This window comes from Microbulbifer litoralis (assembly GCF_023634065.1).
Classification (GTDB): Bacteria; Pseudomonadota; Gammaproteobacteria; order Pseudomonadales; family Cellvibrionaceae; genus Microbulbifer; species Microbulbifer litoralis.
The window spans coordinates 1-13,737 of record NZ_JALKCV010000012.1 but is presented as its reverse complement, the minus strand read 5'-3'; the positions used below and the strand labels follow the sequence as shown (position 1 = coordinate 13,737).

Genomic DNA, 13,737 nt, shown 5'->3' with positions numbered 1-13,737 from the left:
GACGCCACTGTCCCGGGTTTTGAGGCAAGTTTTCCCCCGCCTGTGACGGCGTGGGTAACGGGCTGAAAAAACTTGTATACGGCGGCAAATTTCCGCTTGACCGGGATCTGTAGAGCTGGCTAATCTGCGATTGCAAAACAAAAACAAGGGCCAGTTCACACTAAATTCAATGGCTGCTTTGCAGTTCGTTTATGTGGAGTGACCACGGGGCGGGGACCAAGCCCTGCCTTGGAAAAAACGGGCTCCAGAGCAGTGTCGAGTTCAGTGTGGGCGACCCCCCATCAGGGTGTTTCTGCGCTCGCAGATCGAGATTGTGGAGTTTCGTATGAGCGGCAACGTCAACATCAATGACTTTGAAATCGATGACATCCCCCAGGTAGCCACCGAGGTGCTCCGGCAGGCGACATCGCAGCCTCCCCGCGATGCCCGACGCATGGTCGAGGACAAGCTGGAAGAGATGCGCCTGCGCCGCGAGCTGATGGACTACGACTTCGACCTGTAGCTGGAAAGGCGCCGATCTCGGCGCCTTTCTGCGTTGTGGGAGACTGCAAGGGGTCCTGTGCGGGCATCCTTTACCCGTTGAGGCAAACCTTTTATGGTTCGTCTTATAAGCGGTAGGGTTGCCCGGCAATGGCCGACGGGCAGCAAGGCATTGTCCGACACTGGACCGGCGCGGCCGGCACAGTGCTTCGCCAGCGTCCATATCGGCCTGTTGCGGCAGGTGGCCGCTACCCCGCGGCTGTTAGAGACCCCAGCAAGAAAAGGAATTTCGCAATGGCAGTCTCAGTTCGGTCTGGAGCCAGGGTCAGCTCCGAATTGTCGGAAGGGGGGGATGCGCTGACCATTCGCGTGTGTGGGAATTTCGATTTCAACCTGCACCGCGACTTCCAGCGCGCCTACCAGAATCTCTCCCCGGCCCCCAGGCACTACCGAATCGACCTCTCCGAAACACTCCACCTCGACAGCGCCGCGCTGGGTATGCTGCTGCTGTTGCGCGACCACTGCCTCGGTGACGAGGACGACGTCGGGCAGCGCCAGGTCGAGTTGTTCAATGCCAGTGACCATGTGGAAAATATCCTGCTGGTCTCCAATTTCGACAAAATCTTCACCCTGCGTTGATGTCTCCTGCCCCATTCCGGGTACTGATCATCGAGGCCGATTCCGGCGAGGCCGCGCGCCTGCGCGGCCTGCTGGAGCAGTGTGCGCGCAGCGGCCAGGGGATTTACGCGATCGATGCCCGCCTGGTGTCCGATACCCGCAGGGCCCTGGACAATTACCCGCAACTGCTGCCGGACCTGGTGATATACGGCCCCGCGGCCACGCCCTGGGTCACCCGGGAGGAGCTGCAGCGGATACGTGCGAAGGCGGGCCTGGAACCGGTACCCATCCTGTTCGTGAAATCCGAGCGCGAAACCCTGGGGTCCGCCTGCCTGCAGACCGGTTGCGACGACATACTGATCAAACCCTATAACCCCAACCTGGTGCAGTTGAAGCTCGCCGCCCTGCAGCGCTTTTGCGACTTCAACCGCTCACTGGTGGCGCAGCGCAACCGCATGCGCCGGCACCATGCGGATCTGCTCCACGAGCAGGCCAGTGCGCGGCAGATTTTCAGCAATATGGGGCAGGAGAGCTGTCTCGACCAGACCCGCGCCATCCGCTATCACCTGTCGCCGCGGGCGGTACTCAACGGGGATGTCCTGGCGGCCGCCTATGCCCCCGGCGGCAAGCTGATGCTGCTGCTGGGGGATTTCACCGGGCACGGCCTGGCCGCGGCGGTGGGCGCGGTGCCACTGACCTCCATTTTCTACTCCATGGTGCCCAAGGGGTTTTCCCTCTGCCATATCCTGCGCGAACTGAACGCCAAGCTGCACCGGGTGCTGCCGGCGAATATGTTCTGCTGCGCCGCGATGTTGGAGCTGGACCCGCACAAGCATTGCGGCCGCCTGTTCAACGGCGGTATGCCCAGTGCCTGCCTGCGCCATGGCTCCGGCAGCCTGCGGCTGCTGGAATCCCGTCACCTGCCCCTGGGGGTGCTGGCGGAGGGGCAGTTCGAGGAGGCCGTGGTGCAGTTTCCGCTGGATGCGGGGGACCATCTGTATTTGTGGAGTGACGGCATTCACGAGGCGCGCAACCTGGAGGGCGAGATGTTCGGCGAGGTGCGCCTGCTGGAGGCCATGGCGGTGCCGGTGGAGGAGGGCGGCCGGTTCGAGCATATCCTGGCCGCGGTCAATCGTTTCAGTGCGGAGCAACACGACGATCTGTCGCTGGTGGAGGTGGCCCTGGCCGAGGTGCCGTCCGGTCCGGTGACCGGCATTGAGATGGGCGCGGAGCCGACCCTGGAAATCGGCCGCCTCGGTGAGTGGTCGATCAATTTCACCCTGGGGCCGGAGGAGTTGCGCGATGCCGACCCGCTGCCGTTGCTGCACAGCGTGCTGGCGCAGGTGCCGGGCGCGGCAAAATTCCAGGATCCCCTGACCATCGTGCTCGGGGAGCTTTTCCGCAACGCGCTCGAGCATGGGTTGCTGCGCCTGGACAGTGCCCTCAAGCGCACGGACCGCGGTTTTGCCGAATACTACCGCCAGCTAGACTGCGGCCGGCGCCAATTGACCGGGGGCTGGATCCGCATCGCGCTGCGATGCCGCGATCGCGGCGGGAAGGGCTTGCTGGAAGTGATTGTCGAGGATAGTGGTCCGGGGCTGCCGGAGGACATCGGCAGTGGCGACCGGGGCACCGCCTACTCCGGGCGCGGCCTGCCGCTGTTGCGGGCCATCTGCCGCAAGTTGCAATTGCAGCCGGGCAGCAGTCGCGTGCGCGCAGTGCTCGACTGGGGCCAGGTGGCCAGGCGCTCGCGCCGCCAGCGCGAGCTGGCGATCTGATCCGGGCCGGGTTTACGGCGCCGCCGGGAAATTTTCGGTTCCGATCATCGCTCCGTAGCCGCGGTGTCGGACTTGCCCTTGAGCCAGTTCTGCAGCTTCTTCAGTTTGTAGGACAGGCGGCCGCGCTTGGATTTGCGCGCCTTGTCCTCGGCGCTGACCAGCCAGGCGACTTGGATCACGCGGCGCTCGCCCTGGAACGGCAGGTGGCCGTGAAAGGAGTTTTCCGCACGCTTGAAGGCTACCAGGGTGCCGTACACCGGCGGAATCTCCGGCACCACGGTGTCCTCGTAGTCGTCGATCCGGTTCAGGAAGCGCAGGCAGCCGCTGCCGGTCTCGGCCCAGTCGCCATTCAGGTAGAGCAGTGCCGTGGCGATCTTGGATTTGCCGTCGGTGTGGATATTGCCGTGGCGCTTTTTCAGCGAGCGGGAAATGGAGACGTAGGTGGGGTACTGGGCCATGTTGTCGATGCCCAGGTTGTCCCCCAGGGCATTGGCAAATTCCGGCGCCACCAGGCGGTCGATCAGGGCGTTGATCGAATCCCCGCACTGATCGGTTTCGTAGGGAAGGTAGCCCGCGCCCCTGAGCTGCGGGAAGTCCTCCAGCAGTGCCGGCATGATATCCCGGGGCAGCATGCCCTCGGCGACCATAAATGAGAATGGCTCAGAGCGGACCAGCGCTTCCCGATACGCCGGCGTGTCGGTTCGCAGCCAGTTGGTGGCATCGGCAGTGGCAGTTGTCATGGTTGCGCGGTCCTTGTTCATGGTTCGGGGAGTCGGGAAAGCACACCGGAGTCGGCGAACTGGAGATGCCGGTGCGCCGACCGGGGTCTATGAATGGCGCCAAGATAACAGAGGCGGGGGGCATGGCCAATGCAATTCCCGCCAGTCCCGGTATAATGCCGGTCAGTTTTTCATCAACAGTGGCCCGCCGGCACCATGTCTGAACCCGCGACATCCCGACACCGGTTATCCGTGCGCGACCTGTCCTGTGAACGGGACGGGCGGCGGCTGTTTGCGGGCCTGTCTTTCGAGCTGGGCGCTGGCGCAGCACTGCAGCTCGAAGGTGCCAACGGCGCCGGCAAGACCACGCTGCTGCGGACCCTGATCGGCAGCGCCGCTGATTTCGCCGGCGAGATCCTCTGGAACGGCGAGCCGCTGTCCCGGGCACTGCCGGCGCTGCGCGAATCGCTGCTCTATATCGGCCACCAGGCGGGCGTGCGCCGCGGCCTGACACCGTTGGAGAACCTGGCCTGGTACGGCGCCGCGGAAGACGATGCCCTGTGGGCCCTGGAGCAGGTGGACCTGTTCGGTTTCGAGGACAGCCTCTGCCAGCAACTCTCCGCCGGCCAGAACCGCCGCGTGGCGTTGGCGCGCCTGTACCTGCCGTACGCCGCGCCGCTGTGGGTGCTCGACGAGCCGCTGGCAGCGCTGGACACGGCCGGTGTGGCCGCACTGGAAGCGCGTATGGCGGCCCATCTGGACGGCGGCGGCAGTATCCTGCTGACCTCCCACCAGCCGCTGGCGCTGGCGCAATTGCGCCGGTTGAACCTGTCGGACCACGCGGTTGCCCCCGCCGATGCCTGGGTCGGAGGTGCCAGTGTCTTCAGTTGATCGACCGGCCACCGCAGGCCCCGGATTTTCCGCGTTGCTGCGGGTGGAGCTGTTGCTGGCCCTGCGCCGCGGTGCGGATATCGCCAACCCGCTGCTGTTTTTCGTCACCGTGCTGGCGCTGCTGCCGCTGGGGGTGGGGCCGGAGCCGGAGCTGCTGGCGCGGATGGCGCCGGGCATGATCTGGGTGGTGGCATTGCTGGCGACCATGCTGTCCCAGGAGAGCCTGTTCCGCAGCGATTTCGAGGACGGCTCCCTGGAACAATTGACGCTGTCGCCACAGCCGCTCTATTTCGCGGTGCTGGCCAAGGTGGCGGTGCACTGGCTGGTGACCGGCCTGCCGCTGGCACTGCTGTCGCCACTGCTGGCGCTGATGCTGAACCTGCCCGCCGGGGGGTATTTGTGCCTGTTTGTGTCCCTGCTGCTGGGGTCCGGCTGCCTGAGCCTGATCGGCGCCGTGGGCGCGGCACTGACGGTCTCCCTGCGCCGGGCCGGCCTGCTGATGGCACTGATTGTTATGCCGCTGTATGTGCCCGTGTTAATCTTCGGCACCGGAGCGGTGCAGGCGGCCCTCGACGGCTACGCCTATCACGTACAACTAGCGGTACTCGCCGCGCTGCTGGCAGCGGCCGCGGCGCTGGCACCGCTCGCTGCTGCGGGTGCGATCCGCATCAGCACCGATTCTTGACGGAGGTTTCCTCTTGGCCTGGCAATGGTTTCACCGCTTGGGTTCGCCCCGCTGGTTCTACCAGAACACCGGCGCGTGGCTGCCGTGGCTGGCGCTGGCCAGTGTGCTGTTGCTGGTGCTGGGCGCCGTCTGGGGCCTGGGTTTTGCCCCGCAGGATTCCAAGCAGGGCAACAGCTACCGGATCATCTACATCCATGTACCGGCCGCCTTTCTCGCCCTGGCCGGCTACTACATCATGGCCATCAGCGGTGCCATCGGCCTGATCTGGAAAATGAAACTCTCCTACCTGGTCATGCGCGCGGCGGCGCCCATCGGCGCGGTGCTGACCTTCATCTCGCTGTTGACCGGTGCCGTCTGGGGCAAGCCCACCTGGGGCACCTACTGGGTCTGGGATGCCCGTATTACCTCGATGTTGATACTGCTGTTCCTGTATATCGGTGTGATCGCGCTGTCCCGTGCCTTTGTCCGCGAGCAGGTTGCCGACAAGGCCTGCGCGGTCCTGGCCCTGGTGGGCACGGTGAATATCCCCATTATCTACAAATCCGTGGATTGGTGGTTCACCCTGCACCAGCCGGCCACCATCAAGCTGACCGAGTCCAGCAGTATCGATGCCAGCATGTTCTACCCGCTGCTGACGATGATTATCGGTTTCTACTGTTTCTACGCCTGGACGCTGCTGCTGCACACGCGCAACCTGGTGTTGCAGCGCGAGTGGCGCACCAGTTGGGCGCAGCAGGCGCTGCGCGGCGAGCCGCTGGCGGCGGGGAAATAAGGGGGCGGGACGATGGAATTCCAGTTTGCCGGTCTGGCCGAGTTCCTGGCGATGGAGGGCCACGGTCCCTATGTCTGGATCGCCTACGGTGTGACGCTGGTGGCGATGGCCGCGCTGGTGCTACAGCCGGTATGGCGCCGTCGCCAGCTGCAGGCGGAGCTGAAACGCCAGGAGCGGATCCGGCAGCGGCGGCAGTCCGCCGAAAAGAAACGGGTGGCCGAACCCGCATAGTATACGACTGCGCCTCTCTTCCCTCGGGAGTCGGGGCCCGCCGATCGAATTTTTCCGGAGCAAAACGACAACAATGCACCCAGTACGCAAACAACGCCTGATCCTGGTGATCGTCCTGGTCGCGCTGTCCAGTGCGGCGGTGGGTTTTGTGACCTACGCGATGCGCAACAACATGAACTACTTCTACGCCCCCAGCGCCTTCGCCGCCGGCGAGGTGCCGTTCGGGCAGCATATCCGCGCCGGCGGCTGCGTGGTGCCGGGCAGTGTGGTGCGCGCCGGTGATACCCTGGATGTGCGCTTCGCCATCACCGACGGCGACGCGAATGTGGAAGTGGTGTTCGACAAGATACTGCCGGACCTGTTCGCCGAGGGCGAGGCCGCGGTAGTGACCGGCACCCTGCAGCGCGACGGCACCGTGCGCGCTGACCAGGTGCTGGCCAAGCACGACGAAAACTACACGCCGCCCGAAGTGGCCGAGTCCATGGGCGCCAACGCCAGTTGTGGCAACGGAGCCAAAACATGACACCGGAATTCGGCCACTTCGCCCTGATCGTCGGCCTGCTGCTGTCCATCGCGCTGGCGGTGCTGCCCATGGCCGGTAGCTATAGCGCGCGCCCGCTGTGGATGGCGGCGGGGCGGCCGCTGGCACTGGGGGTGCTGGTATTCACCGCCATCGCCTTTCTCTGCCTGACGGTCGCCTTCGTACAGAGCGACTTTACCGTCAATTATGTGGCGCAGAACTCCAACAGCATCCTGCCGCTGCACTACAAGATTACCGCCGTCTGGGGCGGCCACGAGGGTTCGATCCTGCTGTGGCTGCTGATCCAGGCCGGCTGGGCGGCGGCGGTGGCGGTGTTCAGCCGCCAGTTACCGGACGAACTGGTGGCGAGGGTGCTGTCGGTGCTGGGCTTTGTGCTGGTGGGATTCTTCCTCTTCATCCTGCTGACATCGAACCCGTTTGACCGCACCCTGCCATTCCCGCCGATGGACGGCAGCGACCTGAATCCGCTGCTGCAGGATCCGGGTATGATCATCCACCCGCCGCTGCTGTATATGGGCTATGTGGGTTTCTCTGTGGCCTTTGCGTTTGCCATTGCCGCGCTGCTGGGCGGCCAGCTGGACGCCGCCTGGGCCCGCTGGGCGCGGCCCTGGACTGCGGTGGCCTGGGCCTTCCTGGGCCTCGGTATCGCACTGGGCAGTTGGTGGGCGTACTACGAACTGGGCTGGGGCGGCTGGTGGTTCTGGGATCCGGTCGAGAACGCCTCCTTCATGCCATGGCTGGTGGGGACGGCGCTGCTGCATTCACTGGCGGTTACCGAGAAGCGCGGCCTGTTCAAGAGCTGGACCATCCTGCTGGCGATCTTCGCCTTCAGCCTCAGCCTGCTGGGTACCTTCCTGGTCCGTTCCGGCGTGCTGACATCGGTGCACGCCTTCGCCACGGACCCGCTGCGCGGTAGCTTTATCCTGGCGTTCCTGGCGATCGTCGTGGGCCTGTCGCTGCTGCTGTTCGCGCTGCGCGCGCCGGCGGTCAGTGCCGGCAGTGTGTTTTCCTTCCGCTCCCGCGAGACCTTCCTGCTGGGCAACAATCTCCTGCTGGTGCTGACGATGGCGGTGGTGCTGACCGGTACCCTCTATCCGCTGCTGGCGGACGCGCTAAACTGGGGCAAGATCAGTGTCGGCCCGCCGTTTTTCAACCTGTTCTTTGTGCCGCTGATGGCCGCGCTGGCGCTGTTGCTGGGGCTCGGTATCCACGCCAACTGGAAAGACAGCCGCTGGGACCGGTTGCTGAAAGCCTGGCAACTGCCATTCGCGGTGGCGGTGCTCGGCGCACTGGCGCTGCCCTTTGCGCTGGGAGAGTTCCACTGGGGCGCGGCGTTGGGCCTGTTTGTGGGGCTCTGGGTGACCGCCTCGAGCCTGGCCGATATCTTCGCCCGGAGCCGCAATGCGCCGTCTTTTCTCGCCGGCCTGAAGCGCCAGCGCGCCAGCTACTACGGTATGCACCTGGCCCATATCGGCCTGGCGGTGACGGTGCTGGGGGTGACGCTGACCAGCGTCTACACCGTGGAGAAGGATCTGCGCATGTCCCCGGGCAGCTCCCATTCGGTGGCCGGCTATGAATTCCGTTTCGACGGCGTGCGCATCGCCCAGGGACCGAACTTCCGCGCTTCCGAGGGTGTACTGTTTGTCTCCCGCAATGGCCGCGAAGTCGCCGAGCTGCACCCGCAGAAACGCAACTATTTCTCCGGCGGCAACACCATGACCGAGGCGGCGATCGATTCCGGCCTGTTCCGCGATCTCTATGTCGCCCTGGGCGAGCCGCTGGACGAGACCAATCCCAATGGCGATTGGGCCGTGCGCCTGCAGTACAAGGCGTTCGTGGTCTGGATCTGGCTGGGCGCGCTGCTGATGGCCGTCGGCGGCGGTATCGCGGTGGCGGACAAGCGCTATCGCAAAGTCGGCACCGCGCGCAGCCCGGTGCCTGGCGCCGTACCCGCCAGTGCCTGAGAAGTAGGGAGTTTTCGACCATGGCCAGATTGAAACTGTTTCTGCCGCTGATCATTTTTGCCGCGCTGGCGCTGCTGTTCTGGCGCGGCCTGTCACTGGACCCGCAAGAAATGCCGTCGGCGTTGCTGAACAAGCCGGTGCCGGCGTTCTCCCTGCCGAATGTGGCCGACAGCGAGCGCCTGCTGAGCAGGGCGGATCTGCCGGACAAGCCGCTGCTGCTGAATGTCTGGGCCACCTGGTGTATCGCCTGCCGGGTGGAGCATCCCTACCTGAACCAACTGGCGGAGCAGGGCGTGCCCATCGTGGGCGTCAACCTGAAGGACGACGACGCCGAGGCGCAGAAATGGCTACAGAAATTCCACAACCCCTACCTGTTCAGTATCGCCGACCGGGAAGGGCGCCTGGCACTGGACCTGGGTGTGTTCGGCGCGCCGGAAACCTTTCTTGTCGATGCCGACGGCACCATCCGCTGCAAGCACGTGGGCGTGGTGGGCGACCGCATCTGGCAGACCAAGCTGCAGCCGCTCTACCGGAAACTGCAACAACAGCACTGGGACGAGTTTGCCGGTGAGTTATCGGATTCCCTGCTCTCCCGTTGTCAGTGAAATCGAGGAAAAGAAGAGCCGCTTTATCTGCTGGCTGGGGCCGGTACAGGATAAAGCGGCTTTCCAGCGCGCGCTGAATTCGATGCGCGCGCAATACCCGGATGCCAGCCACCACTGCACCGCGCTGATTATCGGCAACCCGGCCAATCCCGACACCATGCAATCCGACGACGACGGCGAGCCCGGTGGCAGTGCCGGCCGGCCGATGCTGGAGTTGTTGCTGAAGCGGGAAATCGGCAATGTCGGCGCGGTCGTCAGCCGCTATTTCGGTGGCACCAAGCTGGGTGTCGGCGGCCTGATGCGCGCCTACCGCGGCGCCGTGGGGGGCGCGCTGCAGTCGGTGGAACAGGAGCCTTTTGTGCCCCTGGTTCGAGTCCGGATCACCTGCGACTTCGCCGGCGAATCCCGCCTGCGCTATCTCGCCACCCAGCACAGAGGTGTCTGTGGCGCGGCCGACTACAGCGAGCGGGTCAGCATGGCGCTGGAGTTGCCCCGCAGCCAGTGGCCCGCGCTGAAAGCGCAGCTGTTGGCCGAGGGCTTTGCAATCCGGGAGTAAGTGCCTGTAGGCAAAATCCCGCATCTCCTGGTAATTGCCATGTCGGTGTGGCCAGCAGGCTCAACTCGAAGCTGAGGCGATCGCTGTCGGTTTTGTTTCCGCAAGCGCGCGCTCGCACCCCCGCCCGGTTGATTCCCAGCCGATACTGTACTTCCGTGTAATGCGCCCGCCTGTTGCCCGGAGTCGAAATCGGGTAATCTCCCTGTCGCCCAGAGAGGTGTGATGACACTGCAGTTTCAATCTTCCTGTTATTCAAAAAAAATCGTTTTTTTATAGCGGCGGAACGGTTTTTTATCAGTGCGATAATTTGTTGAAACCGATATTTTTTCTTCTGCCTTGTCAGAATAACCGGCTGTGATTGGGGCTGCTCGCGCACAGTGCCGCAGATTGGAATAAGGGATTGTCGATGCAATTGATTGTTGAGAGCCGGGCGGGCATTCGCTACCGGGTGAGCCGCGGTTGGTCTTACGATGACGGAATTACCCGCAACCGGGCCGCGCTCCAGTTGCTGTCATCTTTTGATGACCGGGCGCTCGACAGGATCTACGAGCAGTTTTTCGGTGTCGAGAATACGGTGCCCAGGTCGCTGCTTCTCGACACTGCCGCCAGCAGTCCGGGTATTCTGTCTGGCCCCTATCTGGACGCGCCCGGCCTTCTCCCGGACCGGCACAAGGAAATCTACCTGGCGCTGCTGCACAACCGCCTGACCATCGAGGAGAGCCCCCTGTCCGCCGCGGAGCTGGCGGATGGCCAATCGGTACTGCGGATGAAAATCCGTATGGGCCTGCAGCGGATCATCGCCGAGGAGCGGGCCGAAGCCGCGCGTATCCAGACGGAGCACGAGCAGCGCAACCCGCTGGAAAAAGTGGGTGCCTACGTGGGCCGCTACGCCACCGGTTTCGGCCAGCAGGTATGGGGGCTGGCGCTGTGGGCCAAGGATGTCGCCGAGGTGGCGGCGCTCGTCAGCCCACTGCGGCAGAGTTTCCAGATGGCGTCGGCCGCCACCGATTACTATGTGCACGGCAAGAGCGTCGAGGAATCCCTGCGCGAGAACCACGGCAACCTCTGGAAAGAGGTCGTGGATGTGCTGGGATTCGATCCCACCGATATCACCTTCGCCCAGCTGCAGCAGGCCTACGACGTCGCCGAGCTTGTCTGCGAAGACACGGCGTTGCGCAGCGCCATCACGCAGTTTGCCCGGGATTATGTCGATGCCCAGCACAGCCTGGAGATCGCCGAGTTTGCCGGCGCCGGCGCCTTCGAAATTGTCCTGACGATTGTGCTGGCCGCTGCCACCGGCGGTGTTGGCGCCGCCGGCGCCATGGCAAAGAATGCGCGCCTGCTGGGCCGCTTCCGCGGCATCGGCGAGCTGATGCTCGAATTTGCCGGCAAGCAGCGACAGCGGCAGGCATTGCGCCGCAATGCCGGCGCGCAGACCGACGGCACCAGCTTTTCCGACCTGGAAACCGTGGAGGCCGAGGCGCCCGCGAATTCCGGCAGCCAGCCGGCGCCCGCCCGGTCGGGCGGCAGTGGCACCAATGGCGGCAGTCAGTCCGGCTCCGGCCCTGACAGCGCGGTCGAACCGGCAACGACCGACGAACCGGACAGGACCGGCAGCGCCACCGGTACCAACCAGAATGGCGACAGCAGCCAGTGCAACGCCAACGCCTGTGAGGGCGGTGAGCCGATCAACCTGAAGACCGGCGAGGAGCGCCTGACGCTGGTCGACGCGGTACTGGACGGCCCACTGCCATTGACGATGGCGCGCACCTACCGCAGCAGTAACCACAAGGATTTCGGCTTCGGTTACGGCTGGACCCACACCCTGGGCGAGCGGCTGGAATGGCGCGGCGATAAGCAGCCGCTGCAGCTCCACGACGCCGAGGGCCGTGTCATCTCCCTGCCGGCGCCGGGCGGCAGCGGCCGCAGCCACAATGTGGTGGAGCAGTTGAGCCTGACCCGCGCCGGCAAGGGCCACTGGATCGTTTCCCCCTACGGCGCGCCGGAGGGGATGCAGAAACATTTCCGTGCCCTGGAGGCCGGTGACGGCATCCTGGCGCTGTCGGAAATCCGCGACGGCTACGGCAATTTCTACCGTTTCCACTACGTCGGGCGGGACCTGATCTGCGTTGAGAGCAGTCTCGGCGAGGCACTGCATATCAAGCCGGTCAACGGCCGTATCGGCGAGCTGAAGAAAGAAACTGCAGACGGACAGATCTCGACCCTCGCCACCTACGAATACAGCGATGAAGGCGACCTGGTACACGCCACCGATGCCGACGGCCACAGCGAGCAGTATCGCTACAGCGGCCACCTGATTGCGCAGCGCACACTGAAGAGCGGCTACAGCTTCCATTTCGAGTGGGATGCGGAGGGCCCCGGCGCCCGCTGCCTGCGCCAGTGGGGCGACCCGATCGACGGCCAGCCCACCTACAGCTACCAGTTTGAATGGGATGACGACGGCAGGGGCGTCACCGTCACCGACACCCGCGGCGGCCGGGAGCGCTACCGCTTCAACGAGCGCGCACTGCCGATCTACCACCGCGACGCGGAGGGCGGCGAGACCCTCTACACCTACAACGAGCTCGGCCAGCTGACCGACGTCCAGTTGCCGACAGAGAACGGTGTTCCGCGCGTGGAGCACTACGAGTACGACAGCGGCGGGCGCCTGATCGGCAAAACCGACCTGGGCGGTGGCCGGCACTACATCGACTACAACGATCAGGGGCTTCCGCAGAAAATCACCAATGCCGCCGGCCAGTCCTGGCAGCGCCGCTACAACGCCGGTGGCCAGGTCACCGCCAGCACCGACCCGCTCGGCAATACCACCGAGTACAGCTACAACCCGCTCGGCCTGGTGGGCAGCGTGACCGATCCCCTCGGCAACACCACCCGCTACCTGTGGAATCCCCAGGGGCGGCTGGCGGCCGTGCACGACGCCATGGGCCGGTCGCGGCACTACCGCTACGATGTGGCACAGCGCCTGGCCGAAGTGCAGCACGGCCCGGGGCAGAGCACCCGCTACGAGTACGACCGCCAGGATCGCATCAGCGCGGTAATCAGCCCCGACGGCGCCCGCACGCAGTACCGCTACAACGCCCAGGGCCTGGTGGCGGAGATCGTCGACGCCGAGGAGCGCAGCACCCGCTACGAATACGACGGCCTCAGCCAGGTCCGGGCGCGCACCAACCCCGACGGCAGCCGCCTGCAGTACCACTACGACGGCGAGCGCAACCTGGTCGGCCTCACCAACGAGAACGGCGAGCGCTACCAGTTGAAGTACGACCTGAGCGAGCGCCTGGTGGAGGAAGTGGGCTTCGATGGCCGCACCACCCGCTATGCCTACAACAACGCCGGCCACCTGGTCAGCAGCCGCGCTGTGACCGATCCCGACAGCGGCAGGGGAATCGACACCGTTTTCGAGCGCGATCCCTTCGGCCGCCTGCTGCAGGAAACCACCCCGGACGGCGTCACCAGTTTCCGCTACAATCGCGCCGGCCAACTGCTGGAAGCGGAAAACGCCCACCGCAAACTGCGCTGGGAATACGATGCCGGCGGCCGCGTGATCGGCGACTGGCAGGGTGGGGCGGAGATGCGGCACCGCTACGATGCCGCCGGCCGGCGTACCACCAGCAGGTTGCCGGACGGCGAGGTACTCAGCTTTGGCTACAACCTCGCCAACCAGTTCGACAGCCTGCACCGCCGCGCGGCCGACGGCGACACCGACGAACTGCTGACCGTACTCGACCACGACGACCTGGGCCGCGAGATCCGCCGCCAGCACGGCAACGGCCTCGCCAGCGAACGGGACTACGATCCCCAGGGCCGTCTGCACAAGGTGCGCCTGGGCAAGGCCGACGGTCCGGTGGAAAACCCGCTGCTGGAACGCGGCTACCG

General features: G+C 64.9%; 13 protein-coding genes. 12 read left to right on the top strand and 1 reads right to left on the bottom strand.

Features of this window, described 5'->3' with window-relative positions; genetic code table 11:
- The first annotated feature begins 313 nt into the window (after positions 1-313).
- From MWN76_RS16160 to MWN76_RS16150, 3 genes are all read left to right on the top strand, one after another.
- Positions 314-502 carry a PA3496 family putative envelope integrity protein gene (locus MWN76_RS16160; protein ID WP_250463121.1) on the top strand — a complete coding sequence of 63 codons (189 nt, stop codon included), beginning with the start codon at positions 314-316 and terminating at the stop codon, positions 500-502.
- Between the two features lie 272 nt (positions 503-774).
- On the top strand, positions 775-1,119 hold the full coding sequence (locus MWN76_RS16155) for an STAS domain-containing protein (RefSeq protein WP_250463119.1): 345 nt from the start codon (positions 775-777) through the stop codon (positions 1,117-1,119).
- A complete protein-coding gene (locus tag MWN76_RS16150; RefSeq protein ID WP_250463117.1) occupies positions 1,119-2,876 on the top strand; it encodes an ATP-binding SpoIIE family protein phosphatase in 1,758 nt (585 codons plus the stop codon). The genes MWN76_RS16155 and MWN76_RS16150 overlap by 1 nt, the downstream gene beginning before the upstream one ends.
- A 44-nt stretch (positions 2,877-2,920) precedes the next feature.
- Here MWN76_RS16150 and MWN76_RS16145 read toward each other — a convergent pair whose 3' ends face one another.
- Positions 2,921-3,616, bottom strand: a complete 696-nt coding sequence (locus MWN76_RS16145) for a 2OG-Fe(II) oxygenase family protein (RefSeq protein ID WP_250463114.1) — start codon at positions 3,614-3,616, stop codon at positions 2,921-2,923.
- A gap of 195 nt (positions 3,617-3,811) precedes the next feature.
- Here MWN76_RS16145 and ccmA point away from each other — a divergent pair, with 195 nt between their 5' ends.
- The 9 genes from ccmA to MWN76_RS16100 form a co-directional block, all read left to right on the top strand.
- Positions 3,812-4,486 carry a cytochrome c biogenesis heme-transporting ATPase CcmA gene (gene ccmA / locus MWN76_RS16140; protein ID WP_250463111.1) on the top strand — a complete coding sequence of 225 codons (675 nt, stop codon included), beginning with the start codon at positions 3,812-3,814 and terminating at the stop codon, positions 4,484-4,486.
- On the top strand, positions 4,473-5,171 hold the full coding sequence (gene ccmB / locus MWN76_RS16135) for a heme exporter protein CcmB (protein ID WP_250463108.1): 699 nt from the start codon (positions 4,473-4,475) through the stop codon (positions 5,169-5,171). Before ccmA ends, ccmB begins: the two co-directional genes overlap by 14 nt.
- Positions 5,172-5,184: 13 nt before the next feature.
- Positions 5,185-5,943: a heme ABC transporter permease gene (locus tag MWN76_RS16130; protein ID WP_250463105.1), complete on the top strand. Its 759-nt coding sequence runs from the start codon at positions 5,185-5,187 to the stop codon at positions 5,941-5,943.
- A 12-nt stretch (positions 5,944-5,955) separates the two neighbouring features.
- Positions 5,956-6,174 carry a heme exporter protein CcmD gene (ccmD, locus tag MWN76_RS16125; RefSeq protein WP_250463103.1) on the top strand — a complete coding sequence of 73 codons (219 nt, stop codon included), beginning with the start codon at positions 5,956-5,958 and terminating at the stop codon, positions 6,172-6,174.
- A 73-nt stretch (positions 6,175-6,247) separates the two neighbouring features.
- Positions 6,248-6,697, top strand: coding sequence for a cytochrome c maturation protein CcmE (gene ccmE / locus MWN76_RS16120; protein ID WP_250463100.1), 450 nt, complete (start codon positions 6,248-6,250; stop codon positions 6,695-6,697).
- Positions 6,694-8,679, top strand: coding sequence for a heme lyase CcmF/NrfE family subunit (locus MWN76_RS16115; protein ID WP_250463098.1), 1,986 nt, complete (start codon positions 6,694-6,696; stop codon positions 8,677-8,679). The genes ccmE and MWN76_RS16115 overlap by 4 nt, the downstream gene beginning before the upstream one ends.
- Positions 8,680-8,699: 20 nt before the next feature.
- The gene (locus tag MWN76_RS16110; protein ID WP_250463095.1) at positions 8,700-9,284 is read left to right on the top strand and encodes a DsbE family thiol:disulfide interchange protein; all 585 of its coding nucleotides are present in this window, start codon (positions 8,700-8,702) and stop codon (positions 9,282-9,284) included.
- Positions 9,247-9,840: an IMPACT family protein gene (locus tag MWN76_RS16105; protein WP_250463092.1), complete on the top strand. Its 594-nt coding sequence runs from the start codon at positions 9,247-9,249 to the stop codon at positions 9,838-9,840. The genes MWN76_RS16110 and MWN76_RS16105 overlap by 38 nt, the downstream gene beginning before the upstream one ends.
- Positions 9,841-10,246: 406 nt before the next feature.
- On the top strand, positions 10,247-13,737 hold a 3,491-nt coding region (locus MWN76_RS16100), incomplete at its 3' end, for a DUF6531 domain-containing protein (protein ID WP_250463089.1).